This window comes from Sphingomonas koreensis (genome assembly GCF_002797435.1).
In the GTDB taxonomy this organism is placed as follows: Bacteria; Pseudomonadota; Alphaproteobacteria; order Sphingomonadales; family Sphingomonadaceae; genus Sphingomonas; species Sphingomonas koreensis.
The window spans coordinates 1,536,191-1,551,251 of sequence record NZ_PGEN01000001.1 but is presented as its reverse complement, the minus strand read 5'-3'; the positions used below and the strand labels follow the sequence as shown (position 1 = coordinate 1,551,251).

Annotated in this window: 9 protein-coding genes; 3 read left to right on the top strand and 6 right to left on the bottom strand. The window is 66.8% G+C overall.

Features of this window, described 5'->3' with window-relative positions:
• The first annotated feature begins 37 nt into the window (after positions 1-37).
• Complete coding sequence (locus BDW16_RS07225) at positions 38-1,357, top strand: NAD(P)/FAD-dependent oxidoreductase (protein WP_066580272.1); 1,320 nt, start codon at positions 38-40, stop codon at positions 1,355-1,357.
• 19 nt (positions 1,358-1,376) lie between these two features.
• Here BDW16_RS07225 and BDW16_RS07220 read toward each other — a convergent pair whose 3' ends face one another.
• Entirely contained in the window at positions 1,377-4,289 is a 2,913-nt protein-coding gene (locus BDW16_RS07220) for a M16 family metallopeptidase (protein WP_066580270.1), read from the bottom strand.
• A gap of 188 nt (positions 4,290-4,477) precedes the next feature.
• Here BDW16_RS07220 and BDW16_RS07215 point away from each other — a divergent pair, with 188 nt between their 5' ends.
• On the top strand, positions 4,478-5,281 hold the full coding sequence (locus tag BDW16_RS07215) for an aspartyl/asparaginyl beta-hydroxylase domain-containing protein (protein ID WP_241230536.1): 804 nt from the start codon (positions 4,478-4,480) through the stop codon (positions 5,279-5,281).
• A 59-nt stretch (positions 5,282-5,340) separates the two neighbouring features.
• Here the strand turns inward: BDW16_RS07215 and BDW16_RS07210 are convergent, their stop codons facing one another.
• Both BDW16_RS07210 and BDW16_RS07205 read right to left on the bottom strand, forming a co-directional pair.
• Positions 5,341-7,947, bottom strand: a complete 2,607-nt coding sequence (locus BDW16_RS07210) for a TonB-dependent receptor (protein ID WP_066580268.1) — start codon at positions 7,945-7,947, stop codon at positions 5,341-5,343.
• Positions 7,948-8,129: 182 nt separating this feature from the next.
• Positions 8,130-9,134, bottom strand: coding sequence for a LacI family DNA-binding transcriptional regulator (locus BDW16_RS07205; RefSeq protein ID WP_066580266.1), 1,005 nt, complete (start codon positions 9,132-9,134; stop codon positions 8,130-8,132).
• 67 nt (positions 9,135-9,201) lie between these two features.
• Here BDW16_RS07205 and BDW16_RS07200 point away from each other — a divergent pair, with 67 nt between their 5' ends.
• Complete coding sequence (locus BDW16_RS07200) at positions 9,202-10,044, top strand: endonuclease/exonuclease/phosphatase family protein (protein WP_066580265.1); 843 nt, start codon at positions 9,202-9,204, stop codon at positions 10,042-10,044.
• Positions 10,045-10,159: 115 nt separating this feature from the next.
• Here BDW16_RS07200 and BDW16_RS07195 read toward each other — a convergent pair whose 3' ends face one another.
• The 3 genes from BDW16_RS07195 to BDW16_RS07185 form a co-directional block, all read right to left on the bottom strand.
• Positions 10,160-12,253: a sodium-translocating pyrophosphatase gene (locus BDW16_RS07195; RefSeq protein WP_066580263.1), complete on the bottom strand. Its 2,094-nt coding sequence runs from the start codon at positions 12,251-12,253 to the stop codon at positions 10,160-10,162.
• 392 nt (positions 12,254-12,645) lie between these two features.
• Positions 12,646-13,521 carry a thiamine-phosphate kinase gene (gene thiL, locus BDW16_RS07190; RefSeq protein WP_066580261.1) on the bottom strand — a complete coding sequence of 292 codons (876 nt, stop codon included), beginning with the start codon at positions 13,519-13,521 and terminating at the stop codon, positions 12,646-12,648.
• 166 nt (positions 13,522-13,687) lie between these two features.
• Entirely contained in the window at positions 13,688-15,010 is a 1,323-nt protein-coding gene (locus tag BDW16_RS07185) for a cystathionine gamma-synthase family protein (protein WP_066580259.1), read from the bottom strand.
• Between the last annotated feature and the right edge of the window lie 51 nt (positions 15,011-15,061).

Genomic DNA, 15,061 nt, shown 5'->3' with positions numbered 1-15,061 from the left:
GCGGCTTGCGGGTTGCTGGCCGCCGATGAGGGCGGCGATGACCGTTTTACGAAAGACCCAGATCGTGATCGTCGGCGGCGGCGCAGGCGGGCTCGAGCTTGCGCGGCGGCTGGGTGCGCGGTTCGGCCGACGCACCCACGACATCATTCTGGTCGACAAGAACCGTACGCATATCTGGAAGCCGCTGCTCCACGAGGTCGCGGCCGGCTCGCTCGATGCGAATCTGGACGAGGTCGGTTATCGCAGCCACTGCCACCGCTGGGGCTATCGCTTCTTCCTCGGCACGCTGGAGCGCATCGATCCCGCCGCGCGCGAGATCGTCATCGCGCCCCTGCTCGACGAGGATGGCAGCGAGCTGATCGGGCGGCACCGGCTGCGCTACGATTATCTGGTGCTCGCGATGGGATCGGTGGGCAACGACTTTGGCACGCCCGGCGCGCGCGAGCATTGCATTTTCCTTGACGAGCGGCAGCAGGCCGACCGTTTCCGCGACAAGCTGCTCAATCATTGCCTGCGCGTGTCGCGCGCGATGGTCGCCGATCCGGCGAGCGACGCCCATGTCGACGTCGCGATCGTCGGTGGCGGCGCGACCGGGGTCGAGCTGGCGGCCGAGCTGTTCAATGCCGCGGGCGCGCTGAGATACTATGGGCTGGAAGTATTTGACGAGCAGCGGCTGCGCGTGACGCTGATCGAGGCGGGGCCGCGCATCCTACCGGCGCTTCCCGAGCGGCTCGCCGAAGCGGCGCAGCGCGAGCTGGAGGCGCTGGGCGTCACCGTGCTGACGAACACGCCGGTCACCGAGGTGACGGGCGATGCGATGCTGCGCAAATCGGGCGACCGCATCCCGGCCGACCTTCGGGTCTGGGCCGCAGGGGTTAAGACCGCGCCGCTCGCCGATGAGGCGGACGGGCTGGCGCGGGCGGCGAGCGGGCAGTTCATCGTCCGCCCGACGCTGCAGACCGAGACCGACGATCGCATTTTCGCGATCGGCGATTGTGCCTATTGCATCCCGTCCGGTGAGACGCGGCCCGTGCCGCCGCGTGCGCAATCGGCGCACCAGATGGCGTCGGCAGTGTTCCGCAACCTCGTCGCGATCGAGGCGGGGCGGCCGCTACGCCCCTTCGTCTATCGCGACCATGGCTCGCTGGTCTCGCTGAGCCGCTTTTCGACGGTTGGCAGCCTGATGGGCAATCTGATCGGCGGGCGGATGGCGATCGAAGGGCGGCTGGCGCGATTCGTCTACACCTCGCTCTACCGGATGCATTTGATCGCCATCCATGGCTGGCTCAAGGGCTGGGCAATGATCCTGCTGGGCCGGGTGAACCGGATCATCCGGCCCCGGCTCAAGCTTCACTGACGGGCCTAGCGGGCGGCAATTACCGCCCGCCGGCCGCCGTCGCCGCGGCCGGCTTCGTCTCCGGCACCACGACCATCGACCAGTCCTTTTGCGGGGCAAGATACTTCGCCGCCAGCATCTGGAGCTCTTGCGGTGTGGTCGCGCCATAGTCGCGCGCGATCGAGCCGATCGCCGCGAACCGCTTGGGATCGAACGTACCGCCTTCGGTCTGCTGCATCCAGAACGGATTGCCGCTCGACCGGCGCACGACCATCTGCGCCGTCGGCACCAGCGCGCGGCGCAGCTCGTCGGTGTCGATCGGGCGCGCGATCAGGTCTGCGGCGATTTCGCGCGAGACGCGGAAGAACAGATCGGTCTTGTCCGGCGGGATCAGCGTGATCGCCATGATGCGGCCGCCGCCCGGCTGGCCGACCGGCCACTGGCTGATCACGGTGGGCGAGTAGCTCGCACCCTCTGCCGAGCGAATGCGGTCGAGGATGCGATCCCGCATCACCGCGGCGAGGATCTCGAGCTTGCGGCCCTCGGCGATATTGTCCGAGCCGCCGCCGGCCTGCCAGGCGATGACCGCTGCCGCCTGATCGGGCTGGCCGCTATGGGTGAGCTGCACCGGCTTCACGACGTTCTGCGGGAAACGCATCGCGGCCGCGACCGGTGGCGTGGCCTTGCGCGGCTTCATCGCGCCGAAGGTGACGCGGGCCGCCTCGACGGCCTTTTCGACGTCGATGTCGCCGAAGATCTGCACCTCGATCGGACCGCTGGCGAGCAGCGGCGCCCAGAAGGCGCGGAAGTCCTTGGCGTTGAGCGCCTCGATCCCCTTGAGATCGGGCATACCCCAGCGCGGATCATTGTCATGGAGTAGCCGTTCGAGATCGCGGCCGATCACGGCATCGGGCGAGGAAGAGCTGGATGCATAGCCCGAGATCGAGACTGCGCGGGCGCGCGCGACGGGCTTGGGATCCCAGCCGGGCGACTGAAGCTTGGCAGCGATCAGCTTGAGCTGGTCCTCCAGATCCTCCTTGCGGGTCTGGCCGGCGAAGGTGAACGCGTCGTCGCCGATGCCGAAGCTGAGGCCGATCTGACGGTCGCCGGTCAGCTTGTCGAGTTCCTCCTGACCCAGCGTTCCGCCGGGCGCACTGATGCCGCTGGCGACCAGCGCCATGCCACCGGCCCAGGCCGGGGTCTGCCGGCCCGAGGGGATGCCCTGCATGCCACGCCCGAAGCGGACATTGACGTAGACGCGCCCGACCTCACCCGGATTCTGGAAGAGGATCAGATTGACGCCATTGGCGAAGCGCACTGTCTCGATTTTCGGATCGGCGACGGCGATCGTGCGTTCGGCCACCTTGCCCGGAGCGCCGAGCGCAGGAAGCGAGGCGAAGGTGACGTTGCGTGCGGTGCTGCGGGTACCGGCAAGGCCCGAAACATCGGCCTTGAGCACGGCGGCGAGCTTGGCCTGGACATCGGGATCGGCGGTACGGGTGTTGATCACTGCGCGCGTGGCATCGCCCTGAAGGATTCGGCGGGTCGAGGCGAGCACGCGATCGGGGGTGAACATGCGGCCGTCCACCGCGCCCTTGAAGATATTGTAGCTCTCCTGCTCGCTGGTCGTCACCTCGTTGATGTCGACCGCTTCGACGAGATTGTCGGCGCGGCGCGAGCCGGCCATCACCGGCGCGGTGCTGACCGAGTTGCGCATGCCCGAATCGATTTCAGCGACCTCGCGGTCGATCTCGGCCTGGGTAGGGGCGGTTGCCAGCGCGTCGGCGATCACGGCGCGCACTTCCTTGACCGCGCTTTCCCAGTCCTCGCCCAGCGGGAGGACCTGGATCGCGGTGACGTTGGCCGAGCGGACATCGTCGGACAGGTCGGCGCCGGCACCGGCGAAGTTTGCGCCGGCGCGCGCACGGCTCTCAAGCCGGCGGTTGATGATGCGCAGCGCGATGAAGTCGATCATCCGCTCCTGGTTGAACTTCACCGTATCCTGGAACACCGTCCAGGGACGCAGGACCGCGAGCGTCACATAGGGCGGCAGGGTCGGCTCGACCAGCGCCGCGCTGGTGGGCTTTGCGGGGTCGGGCTTGCCGAAATCGGGAGTTACCGGATTGGGGCCGGTCCCTCTCCACGCGGCGAAATGCTTAGCGATCTGGGTTTCGAACAGCGCGGGATCGAGATCGCCGACGATGACGAGCGTGGCACGCTCCGGCCGGTACCAGCGCTGGTGGAAGGCACGGACGCTGTCGGCGGTGGCGCCGTTCAGCGTTTCGACCGTACCGATCACCGGGCGCTCGGCGAAGAGCTGGCCAGCGTAGAACAGCTCGCGCTGCGCATCCTCGAACCGCTGCTGCGGGCGCAGGCGCTCGCGCTGCTCAGCGAGCACGACGGGCCGCTCGAGATTGAGCATCGCGGTGGTGATGTTTGGCGCCGCCATCATGTCGGCGAGGATCATCATCGACTTGTCGAGGCTGGTTTCGTTCGCGTCGGGCAGGTCGAGCTTGTAGGTGGTCGATACCGGCGTGGTGCTGGCGTTGCTGTCCGAGCCGAAAGTGACGCCGAGCCGCTGCCATTCACGCTTCGATTCACCATCGGGCACCTTGGCCGAACCGCGGAAGGAAAGGTGTTCGAGCAGGTGCGCGAACCCCTTTTCCGACTCGCGCTCCATCAGCGAGCCGACGTCCATGCGCAGGCGGATCGAGACCTGGCCCGGTGGTACGCCGTTCTTGCGCACCGCATAGCGCAGTCCGTTGGGCAGGGTGCCGAACCGCCATTCGGGGTCGTGCGGGACGTCGCTGCCCTTGTAGAGCCAGGGCGCCTTGTCGACCGCAACGGGCGCAGCGACGGGTGCGGGCGCCGCGACCTGCGCAATCGCCGGGATAGCGGCTGCGGCGACGAGGAGGGGAAGGGCGAGTTGCTTGACGCGCGGAAACAAAGCCATTGCGCACCAACTTAGCGTGCTTCGCGATGGATCGCCAGCCGGAGCGATTTCGCCGCAATCCGCAACAGGACGCGCCGCTTTGGCGCGGGTTTCGCCACGATTTGGACCCAGATGCTGCCTAGCCCGGTCGCAGGCGCCACCCGGCGAGTCTCCGCCGTGCGGCCGGTGCCGAAGGAGCGAGGTGAACGGTGCGTGAGGGCGTGACGATCGAGCGAGACTGGGCCGCGGGCGCGGTACGTCCGGCCGATCACGGTCTGATCCCGGCCAAACGTCCGTTGCTGATTCGCGTCGGCAAGCGGATGCGCGGCTTCTTCGACCGGATCATCGGTGCATCATCGCTCGTCTCGAACGCGCCCGTCCTCAACGTCCGCGATTTTGGTTGGACGCAGCTGTTGCGCGACAATTGGGAGGCGATCCGCGACGAGGCGCTGGCGACCGCGCTGGCGCGGGAGGATGCGGCACCCTCGCTCGCTCGCATCTCGCCCGATCACCGCGCAATCGCTCCGGTGGACAAGTGGCGGTCCTTCTTTCTGTGGGGCTATGGCTACCGGATCGAGGAGAATCTCGACCGCTGCCCGGTGACGCGATCGGTGGTCGCGCAGATTCCGGAGCTCAACAGCGCCTTCTTCTCGATCCTCGCGCCCGGCACGCACATCCCGGCGCATCGCGGGGTTACCAAGGGTCTGCTGACCTGCCATCTCGGCCTCATTGTCCCGCGCGATGGCGATGTGCGGATGCGCGTCAAGAACCGCATCGTCCGCTGGGCTGAGGGCGAGACGCTGATGTTCGACGACACCTATGACCATGAGGTGTGGAACGACACGGGCGCCACCCGCGTGGTGCTGCTGATCCAGGTGCGGCGCCCGCTACGCCAGCCGGGAAAATGGGTCGCTGACGCGTTTCTCGGCATCGTCCGCCGTTCTGCCTTCGTTCAGGAGGCGCGTGCGAATGTGATGCGGTGGAATCAGGCGATGAAGGCGTTGGACGCCTAGGTTCCGCTAGCGGTGGGGTGGCCGCCCGGTTCCCAAGCCCGGGCGGCCTGCCATCCCACTTAAAATTTGGCGCGGATGCCGACGGTGTAGCGCCGTTCCGACAAGGCATAGCCGTTGAGCGCGACCATTCCCGCGGCGCTGTACTCCGTGGTGGCCGAATCGTCGGGGATCAGGTTCTGCGCCTGGAAGGACAATGCGATCTGCTTGGTCAGGTCGATCCCGAGCTGCGCATCGAGCTGCGAGCGCGGGCCGATGAAGCTCGGGCGGCCTTCGGAAAATTCGAACACCGCTTCGTCGCGGTAGTTATAGGCGACGCGGGCCGAGATCGGTCCCTTCTCGTACAGGCCGACAAGGTTGTAGCTGTTCTTCGATACCGCGACGAGCGGGAAGCCGGCGTTATCCTTCGAGTCCGAATAGGTGTAGTTGGCGATGATGCCCAGCCCGTCGAGCGGCGAGGGAAGGAAGTCGAAGAACTGCTGCACGCCGATTTCGAAGCCCTTGATCTTCGCGCTGGCGAGGTTCTCGGGCCGTGAGAAGGTCAGCACCCGGCCCTGCGGATCGAGATCGGTGTCCACACCGGAGGTGACGAAGCTGGCGATGAAGTCCTGGACGTCCTTGTAGAAAAAGGCGCCCGAGATCAGCGAGCTCTTCCCGGTGTAGTATTCGAAGCTGATGTCCGCCTGGGTCGAGATCGGCGGCTTGAGCCCAGAGTTGCCGCCGGTGACCGACAGGTTGGTTGCATTGAAGAAGGTCGACGGGGCGAGGTCGGCGATCGATGCGCGCTGCATCGTCTGCGAGCCCGAGATGCGGATCAGGAAATCGTTGGTGACGTTGAACGCGATGTTCGCGCTGGGCAGCACGGTGGTGTAGCGGTTCTTGTCGTTGACCAGCGTGCTGACCGAGCCGACATTGGCATAGGAATCGACCGACAGGCGCGTGCCGGCGATACGGACACCGGCATTCGCCTTGTAGGGCATGCCGAGCAACTCACCCTCGCCCGAGATCATCAGATAGCCGGCGATGGTCTTCTCGCTGAAATCGTAGTCGCGCTGCAGATTGGGCAGCAGCGTCGACAGGCCATTGGTGTTGGGGTTGGGCTCGGCTGCCTGCGCGCGGGTGAACACATAGTCGAAGGTCGGTGCGGTGGTAAGGAAACTGCGCGGGAAGTTGCCCGGGATATCGGCAAGGAAGCCACCGGCATCGACCAGCTTCAGATAGGGTTCCAGTTCCGCACGGGTCGGCGTGACCTGGCTGCGGAACGCGTTCGAGCGGGCGTGCAGATCGGTGTAGCGCACGCCCATCGCCAGCGTGACGCCGCTGTCGAATTCGTAGCTGAAATCGAGCTTGCCGGTCCATTCCTCGAGCAGGCCGATCAGGCGATTGCTGCGCACGCCATTGGTTGCTGGGTTGTAGGAGGAATAGACGCCAGGGTTGAAGGTACCGAGCGTCAGCGACGGGACCGTGTTGTTGCGGAAATCGAAACTGCCGGGCACCAGTGCGGTCGCCTGCAGCGTGATGATCTGGATCGTCTGGTCGATCGTGCCCTTGCTGTAATAGCCGTCGGCTTCGATCTTCAGCCCGTCCTTCTCGTACTTGCCGTTGAGACCGAAGAGATAGCTCTTGGTCGGTTCGTTGCGGATCTGACCCGCGGTGGTGACGGTGCCGTTGGCGGTGCCCGCGACCACCGCGCCATTCTCGACCACGCGGTTGGTCACAGGATTGGTGCCGGTCGGCAGGCGGAAGGCGAAGAAGTCCTGATTCCGCCCGGTGGTGAGTTCCGAATAGAGCGCGTCGGCGGTGACGGTGAATTCGGGTGTCACCTCGAACTGCACCGCGCCGTTGAGGCCGAGGCGCGAGCGATCCACCGTGAACTGCTCATACTGGAGCAGCACCGGGGTGGCGTAAACGCCAGCGCCGGTGCCGGTATAGGTGCGGTTGAGGAAGTTGTTGCGCTCGAACGTCTGGGTCATCGACGTGCGCTTTTGATATTCGCCTGCGATCATGATGCCGATGCGATCGTCGGCGAACTTGGTGGTGAAGAAGCCGGTGACCGCAGGCTCGAACTTCTCGCTATTCTCCGAATAGGTCCCCTGCGCGCGGATCGAGAGCGTCGTCTCCTTGAACGACAGCGGCTTGGGGGTGACGAGGTTGACCGTGCCGCCCAGACCGCCTTCGGCCTGGCTGGCGAGCGGCGACTTGCGCACCTCAAGCCGGCCGAACAGACCGGAGGGGACGGAGTCGAGGCCTGACGAGCGGCCGAGCTGGTCGTTCTCCGGTGGCGACAAGCGTGCCGACCAGCCCAGCAGGGTGCGGCCGTCGACCTCGACGCGGACCTGCTGGAGGCCGCGGACCGACACCGACTGACCCTCGCCGAACACGCGGGTGATCTGGACTCCGGTGACGCGCTGGAGGGCTTCGGCGACGTTGGCGTCGGGCAGCTTGCCGACATCCTCTGCGGTGATGACGTCCATCACCTGGGGGGCGTCGCGCTTCACTTGCGCCGCCTGCTGGAGCGAGTTGCGGATGCCGCTGACGACGATCTCCTGTTCCTCGCCCTCGGCGGCGGGCGGTGCGCTTTGCTGCGCAGCAGCCGGAGTCGCGATGGCGAGCGCGGTCGTCAGCGCAGCGGCGGCGACGCCCGATTTCAACAGGCCGTTGGTGTTCATGCTCTTCCTCCCCTGTCGCAAGACTGCCGCGGCAAGGGGCGGTCCGGCGAGTCGTCTGCCCGGCATTGGAAACCGGTGTCATGGTGAGTTGTCCTACAAACCCGGAGGCGTGTCAACAAGATGTCCTACAACATCCCTGCGAAGCCTGGCTTCGCCGGGCAGACGCATGACTCTGCGGCGCGTTAGTGCGCGGCGCCGGTGCTGGCGCGGATCACCAGGTCATAGTCGAGCGTGAGCCGGTCGAGCTTGCGATTATCGGAGAGCAGCAGGTCCGCGGCGGCCCAGGCGAGCTCACGCACCGGCTGGCGCACGGTGGTGAGTGGCGGCCAGACCGCGGCGGCGAGGTCCGAATCGTCGAACCCCGCAATCGAGAGTTCGTCCGGAACGCCGATATCGAGCTCATGTGCGACCGCGAGTGCGCCCGCGGCCATGTCGTCATTGCCGGCGAAGATCGCGGTGGGACGCGCCGCGCCGCCGAGCAGGCGCCGCGCCGCCTCGCGTCCAGAGGGGAAGCTATAGTCGCCTGCGACGATCAGCGCAGGGTCGAAGGCAATGCCGTGCGCGTCGAGCGCGGCACGATACCCTTCGAGACGCTCGACCGAGGAGATGTGCGTTTCGGGCCCGGTGATGAACGCGATGGCGCGGTGGCCGAGATCGATCAGATGGGCGGTCAGGTCGCGTGCAGCAGCGACGTCGTCGATCGTGGTCGATCGGCCCTCGTCGCGGCGGAACCCCGGCTCGATCCGGACATAGGGCAGGCCGCGGCGATCGAGCTCCTCGAGCAGCGCCACCGACTCGGTAACCGGCGGGGAGAGGATCAGGCCGTCGAGATGGGTCTCGTCGATCAGTGCCGCGACTTCCTGCACCAGATCGGCGGACTCGGCGACGACCGGCTGGATCAGCAGCCGGTAGCCCAGCTCATGGCAGCGCTCCTGCGCGCCGGCCTGAAGGTGATAGACATAATAGGGACTGGGATTGTCGTAGAGCAGCGCCACCTGGAACGACTTGCGCCCGGCCAGCGTGCGGGCGGCGAGGCTGGGGCGGAAGTTGAGCTCGGCCACCACCTGTTCGACGCGGCGGCGGGTCTCGTCGCTGACGTTCTTTTCATTGTTCAGCACGCGCGAAACGGTCTTGAACGACACGCCCGCGAGCTTCGAGACTTCCTTGATCGTCGGCCTGCGCGCCATTTGCCTCCCCTGACGGGTTCAAGGCATAGGTGACAGCGTTGGCAACAAGCAAGAGCGATGTGGCGATATGATAGGACAAAGGCGTGCGCTGGCGATCGGATTGGCGTTCGCGGCGGCCTTGCCCGCGGCGGCAAAGGGACCGGACGGGCTGCGGGTGATGAGCTTCAACGTCCGCCTGCCAGTCGCGGCGGACGGGCCGAACCGGTGGGAAGCGCGGCAGGACCTGTTCGTCGAGACGATCCGGCGCGCGGATGCAGACATCATCGGTACGCAGGAACTGTGGAAGATCCAGGCGGATCACCTGATCGCGAAGCTGCCGCGCTACAGCTGGTTCGGGATCGACCGGCGGGGCGGACATGCCGACGAGCATATGGGGGTGTTCTATCGCCGCGACCGGCTGAAGCTGGTCCAACTGGGCAATTTCTGGCTTTCGGACACGCCCGATGTGCCGGGGAGCATCAGCTGGGGGCACCCCTATCCGCGCATGGCGACCTGGGGGCTGTTCGAGACGATCCCCGGGGGCAAGCGCTTCTGGTTCATCAACACGCACTTTCCGTACCGGGCTGAGGACGAGGCGGCGCGCGAGAAGGGCGCGGCGGCGATCGCGGCGTGGATCGCGGCGCGGCCCGATGGCGCGCCGGTCGTGCTCACGGGGGATTTCAACACGGTGCCCGAGTCGCCGGCGCACAGGACGCTGAGTGCCGGTCTGGCCGATGCCTGGAATGCAGCGAAGGTGCGGAGCGGTCCGGCGGAGACGTTCCACGCCTTTACCGGCAAGGCGGATCGGCGGATCGACTGGGTGTTCGCCAGGGGACTGACCGCGGCGAAGGTCGAGACGGTGACGTTCGGGCGGAACGGCCGCTACCCGTCGGACCATTTCCCGGTCGTGGTCGACTATCGCTGGCCCTGAGCCGAGGGGAAGAAGAAGACCCTCCCCAACCCATCCCGCAAGCGGGAGGGCCAAGGAAAGAAACCCCGCCCGGACGTGCCGGGCGGGGCTGCGAGGATCGAGGCGGAGCGGCGGGTCAGCCGCCGCCCGCGAGCGCCGCGAGCAGCAGCAGCGCGACGATATTGGTGATCTTGATCATCGGGTTCACGGCCGGACCCGCGGTGTCCTTGTAGGGATCGCCGACGGTGTCGCCGGTCACCGCGGCCTTGTGCGCCTCGCTGCCCTTGCCGCCATGATTGCCGTCCTCGATATACTTCTTGGCGTTATCCCATGCGCCGCCGCCCGAGGTCATCGAGATGGCCACAAAGAGCCCTGACACGATCACGCCGAGCAGCATCGCGCCGACCGAAGCGAAGGCGTTGGCCTGGCTGTCTACGGTCAGGATCACGAAGTAGAGCAGGATCGGCGAGAGCACCGGCAACAGCGACGGAACGATCATCTCCTTGATCGCGGCGCGGGTGACGATATCGACCGTATGGCCATAGTTGGGACGGCTGGTCCCCTCCATGATGCCCGGATTCTCGCGGAACTGCTTGCGCACATCCTCTACCACCGAGCCGGCGGCGCGGCCGACCGCGGTCATGCCGAAGGCGCCGAAGAGGTAAGGCAGCAATGCGCCGAGCAGCAGGCCGACGATCACGAACGGATTGCTGAGCGAGAAATCGACGACGACATCGGCGAAGTAGCGCTTCAGATCCTCCGTATAGGCCCCGAACAGCACCAGCGCGGCGAGCGCGGCGGAACCGATGGCATAGCCCTTGGTCACCGCCTTGGTGGTGTTGCCGACCGCGTCGAGCGCGTCGGTGCGGGTGCGGACATCATCTGGTAGCCCCGCCATCTCGGCGATGCCGCCCGCATTGTCCGTGACCGGGCCATAGGCGTCGAGCGCGACGACCATGCCGGCGAGCGCGAGCAGCGAGGTGGCGGCGAACGCCACGCCGATGATCCCGGCCAGCTGGAACGAGGCGATCACCGCCACGACGATCACGATCGTGGGCAGCGCGGTCGATTCAAGGCTGATCGCCAGACCCTGGATGACGTTGGTGCCATGGCCGGTTTCCGACGCCTTGGCGATCGAGCGCACCGGGCGATAGTTGGTGCCGGTGTAATATTCGGTGATCCACACCAACAGGCCGGTTACGGCAAGGCCGATCATCATGCACCAGAACAGGTCCATGCCGGTATAGGCGGCATTGCCGATCGGCGCGGCAAGATCGCCGAGCGTATATTGGGTCGCGAACCAGATCGCCGGGACGGCGAGGATCGCGGTGGTCCAGAAGCCCTTGTAGAGCGCCCCCATGATCGACTGGCTGGAGCCGAGGCGGACCATATAGGTGCCGATGATCGAGGTGACGATGCACACGCCGCCGACGATCAGCGGCAGCGCCATGAGGGCGAGCAGCTGTTCCGACGTGCCTGCGACGAGCAGCGCGATCGACACCATGGTGAGGCCGATGGTGACGACATAGGTTTCGAACAGGTCGGCGGCCATGCCGGCGCAGTCGCCGACATTGTCGCCGACGTTATCGGCGATCACCGCGGGGTTGCGGGGATCGTCCTCGGGGATTCCGGCTTCGACCTTGCCCACCAGATCGGCGCCGACGTCTGCAGCCTTGGTGAAGATGCCGCCGCCGAGACGCGCGAAGATCGAGATCAGCGAGGCGCCGAAGGCGAGTGCGGTGAGCGCCTTGATGATCTTCTCGCCATTGGGCGCTTCCCCGGCCGGGCCGACGAGATACCAGAAGAGCAGCGAGATCGAGAGCAGGCCAAGGCCCGCGACGAGCATGCCGGTGATCGCACCCGAACGGAAGGCGAGGGTGAGGCCGCCCTGAAGCGAGCTGCGTGCGGCTTCGGCGGTGCGGACATTGGCGCGGACCGAGATGTGCATGCCGGCAAATCCGGCAATTCCCGAAAGCACCGCACCCAGCACGAAGGCTGCGGTCGAGAGACCGCCGAGGGTGAAGAACAACACAATGGCTACGGCCACGCCGACGACGGCGATGGCGGTGTACTGACGGACGAGATAAGCTTTGGCGCCTTCCTGGATGGCGGCGGCGATATCCTGCATCTTCTGGTCGCCCGCGGGCGCCCGCAGCACCTGCTGCGAAGTTACCAAACCATAGAGCACGGCGAGCATGCCGCACGCGATGGCGATATAGACAATCGTCATCTGGTATCCTTCCCCTGTGATCGCCGCCGCCCGCCCGGTTCTGTGTCCGGTGCGGCCTGCGGCACGGGGGCGGAGCGTAGAGCGGGGCAGGGGGCTGTCAAGCCGCGCTGATTCGGGGCGGCGGGGACCGGCGGGGCGGTTCGCGAAGTTCATGCGAAAGCGGGGATTTCCGGCGGACGCGACCGCGACGCGACGGCTTTGTACGCGGACGCGACACCTGATCGACATCGACGCGACACCAACGCGACACGGGCGCGACGGGTGGGCGACAGATGCGCGACAGGTTAGCGACTGCAATCCGCGGCGCAGTGTATCTGGTTCGGCAGGTGAGGTTGGCGCTCGCTTCCATCGATCAGGATAGATCAGATGAAATCCAACATTTGAAGGGGGGATTAGCCGTGGCTGTAGCCGAGCTTGCCGGGGAGCGGGACGGGCGCGCCGCCCGCGGTGAGCGTGAGCCCATTCCCCGCGCTCGCCGCGCCGATACGGGTAGCGGGGACCGGCGGAACCGCCCCGTCAGGCAGGGTAAAGAGCAGCTCGTAATCGTCGCCGGCGGTCGCGGCTTCGAGTGGATCGAGGCCTGGGATCGCGAGCGGGACGGCGTCGAGATCGATCGTGATCGCCACGTTGCTGGCACCGGCCATGCGGCGGGCGTCGATCAGCAGGCCGTCGGACACGTCCATCATCGCGGTGGCGAGCGCGGCGATGGCTTGTCCTTCGGCGACGCGCGGCTGCGGTCGGAGGTAGCGGGCGAGATCGCGCGGACTGCCGTCCGGGCCGAAGCCTGCGCCGCCGATGGTGCCGGTGACCCAGATCGTGTCGCCGGGGCGGACGCCGGTGCGCAGGGGGACGTTGGGCTGGGCCTGACCGAAGGCTGTGAGGGTGAGGCTCCGCGGGGCGCCCGCCGGCATCGCCACCGTGTCGCCGCCGAGCAGCGGCATGGCGAAGCGGGTGAGCGCTTGGTTCAGCCCGGCGAGGAAGGCGCGGTCCCAGCCGGCGTCGCCCGACAGCGCATAGTTGAGCAGGCATCCGACGGGCACCGCGCCCTTGGCGGCGAGGTCCGACAGGTTCACCGCGGCGAGTTTCCACCCGATCGAATCCGCCGGATCGTGCGGACGGTAGTGGACGCCCGCGACCATCGTGTCGCTGGTGAGGACGAGGCGGCCGGCGGCGACATCGAGCACCGCGGTGTCATCGGCAAGGCCTGCGGCTGCGGGATGCGTGGCGATCGCGCGCAGGCCGGTGAGGAAGGCGAATTCGTCGGGCATGGGATTTGGGTAGGGTAACTCGCACGCACACTCAACCGTCACCCCGGCCCTGTGCCGGGGGGCACCCCGCCGCGTACGATGTGCGCATAGGGGCAGGGCAACGCCGGTTGCACCGTGGATCCCGGCACAAGGCCGGGATGACGGTGGGAGTGAGGGGAGAGGCTGTTCAGACCGCCTTCAGCGCTTCCTCGAAATCGGCGATGAGGTCGTCGGCATCCTCGACGCCGATCGAGATGCGGACGAGGTTGTCGGTGATGCCGAGCGCCTTCTTGCGCGCGTCGGGAACCGAGAGGTGGGTCATCGCGGCTGGGGCGGAGGCGAGCGTCTCGGTGCCGCCCAGGCTGACCGCGAGCTTGGCGATCTTGAGGCTGTCGAGGAAAGCGAACGCCTCCTTCTCGCCGCCCTTCAGGTAGAGCGAGAAGGTCGAGCCGGCGCCGGTGCAGTGGCGGTCGTAAATGTCCCGCTGGCGGCTGCCTTCGGGCAGGAAGCCGAGATAGCCGACGCTTTCGACCTTGGGGTGAGTACGCAGATACTCGCAGACCTTGATGGCATTCTCGCCCGCGCGGCTCATGCGCAACTCGAGGGTCTCGAGGCTGCGGAGCAGCATCCAGGCGGTGTTGGGATCGCAGATCGTGCCGATGGTGTTGCGCATCAGGCGGATGGTGTTGATCAACTCCTTCGACCCGAGCACGCCGCCCGCGACGAGGTCGCTATGGCCGCCGGCGTACTTGGTGAGCGAATAGACGACGAGGTCGGCCCCCTGCTGGAGCGGCTTGGCCCAGAGCGGGCCGAGGAAGGTGTTGTCGATTGCGATCGGCGGCTTGCTGGCGCCGGTGAAGATCGCGTCGCGGCTGGCGGCGACGGCCTCGACATCGACCAGCGCGTTGGTCGGGTTGGCGGGGCTTTCGAGATAGATCAGCGCGACGTTGCCCGAGGCGGCCTTGGAGAGGACCGCATCGATCTCCTCCCGCGTCGCGCCGGCGGGGAAATCGAGCCAGTGGACGCCGAACTTGCCGAGGATGCGGGCGATCAGCGTCTCGGTCGCGGCATAGAGCGGGCCGCTATGGACGATGGTGTCGCCGGGCTTGACCATGGCGAGGAACAGGGTGGCGATGGCGGACATGCCGCTGGAGAAGGCGAGTGCGTCCTCCGCCTCTTCCCAGATGCCGAGGCGATCCTCGAGGATTTCCTGGTTGGGGCCGTTGAAGCGCGAATAGACCAGACCCTCGGCACCGCCCGGGCGCTTGCCGGTGACGCCCTCGAAATGGCGCTTGCCCGCGGCGGCGTTGGGGAAGACGAAGGTCGAGGTGGCGAAGATCGGCGGCTTCAGCGAGCCTTCCGACAGCATCGGATCATAGCCATGGCCCATCATCAGCGTCGCCGGGCTGAGCTGGCGGCCGCCCACGGTCTCCACCGAAGGCTTGGGGCGGCGGCGCGGCGTGGTGCTGGTGAGAGCGGCTTCGTCGGGCTTGACGGGCTTGTCGGTCATATCGGGTGCCTCTCTCGGGTCGTATCAGCTGAAACGTCTTTGCAACCGCAC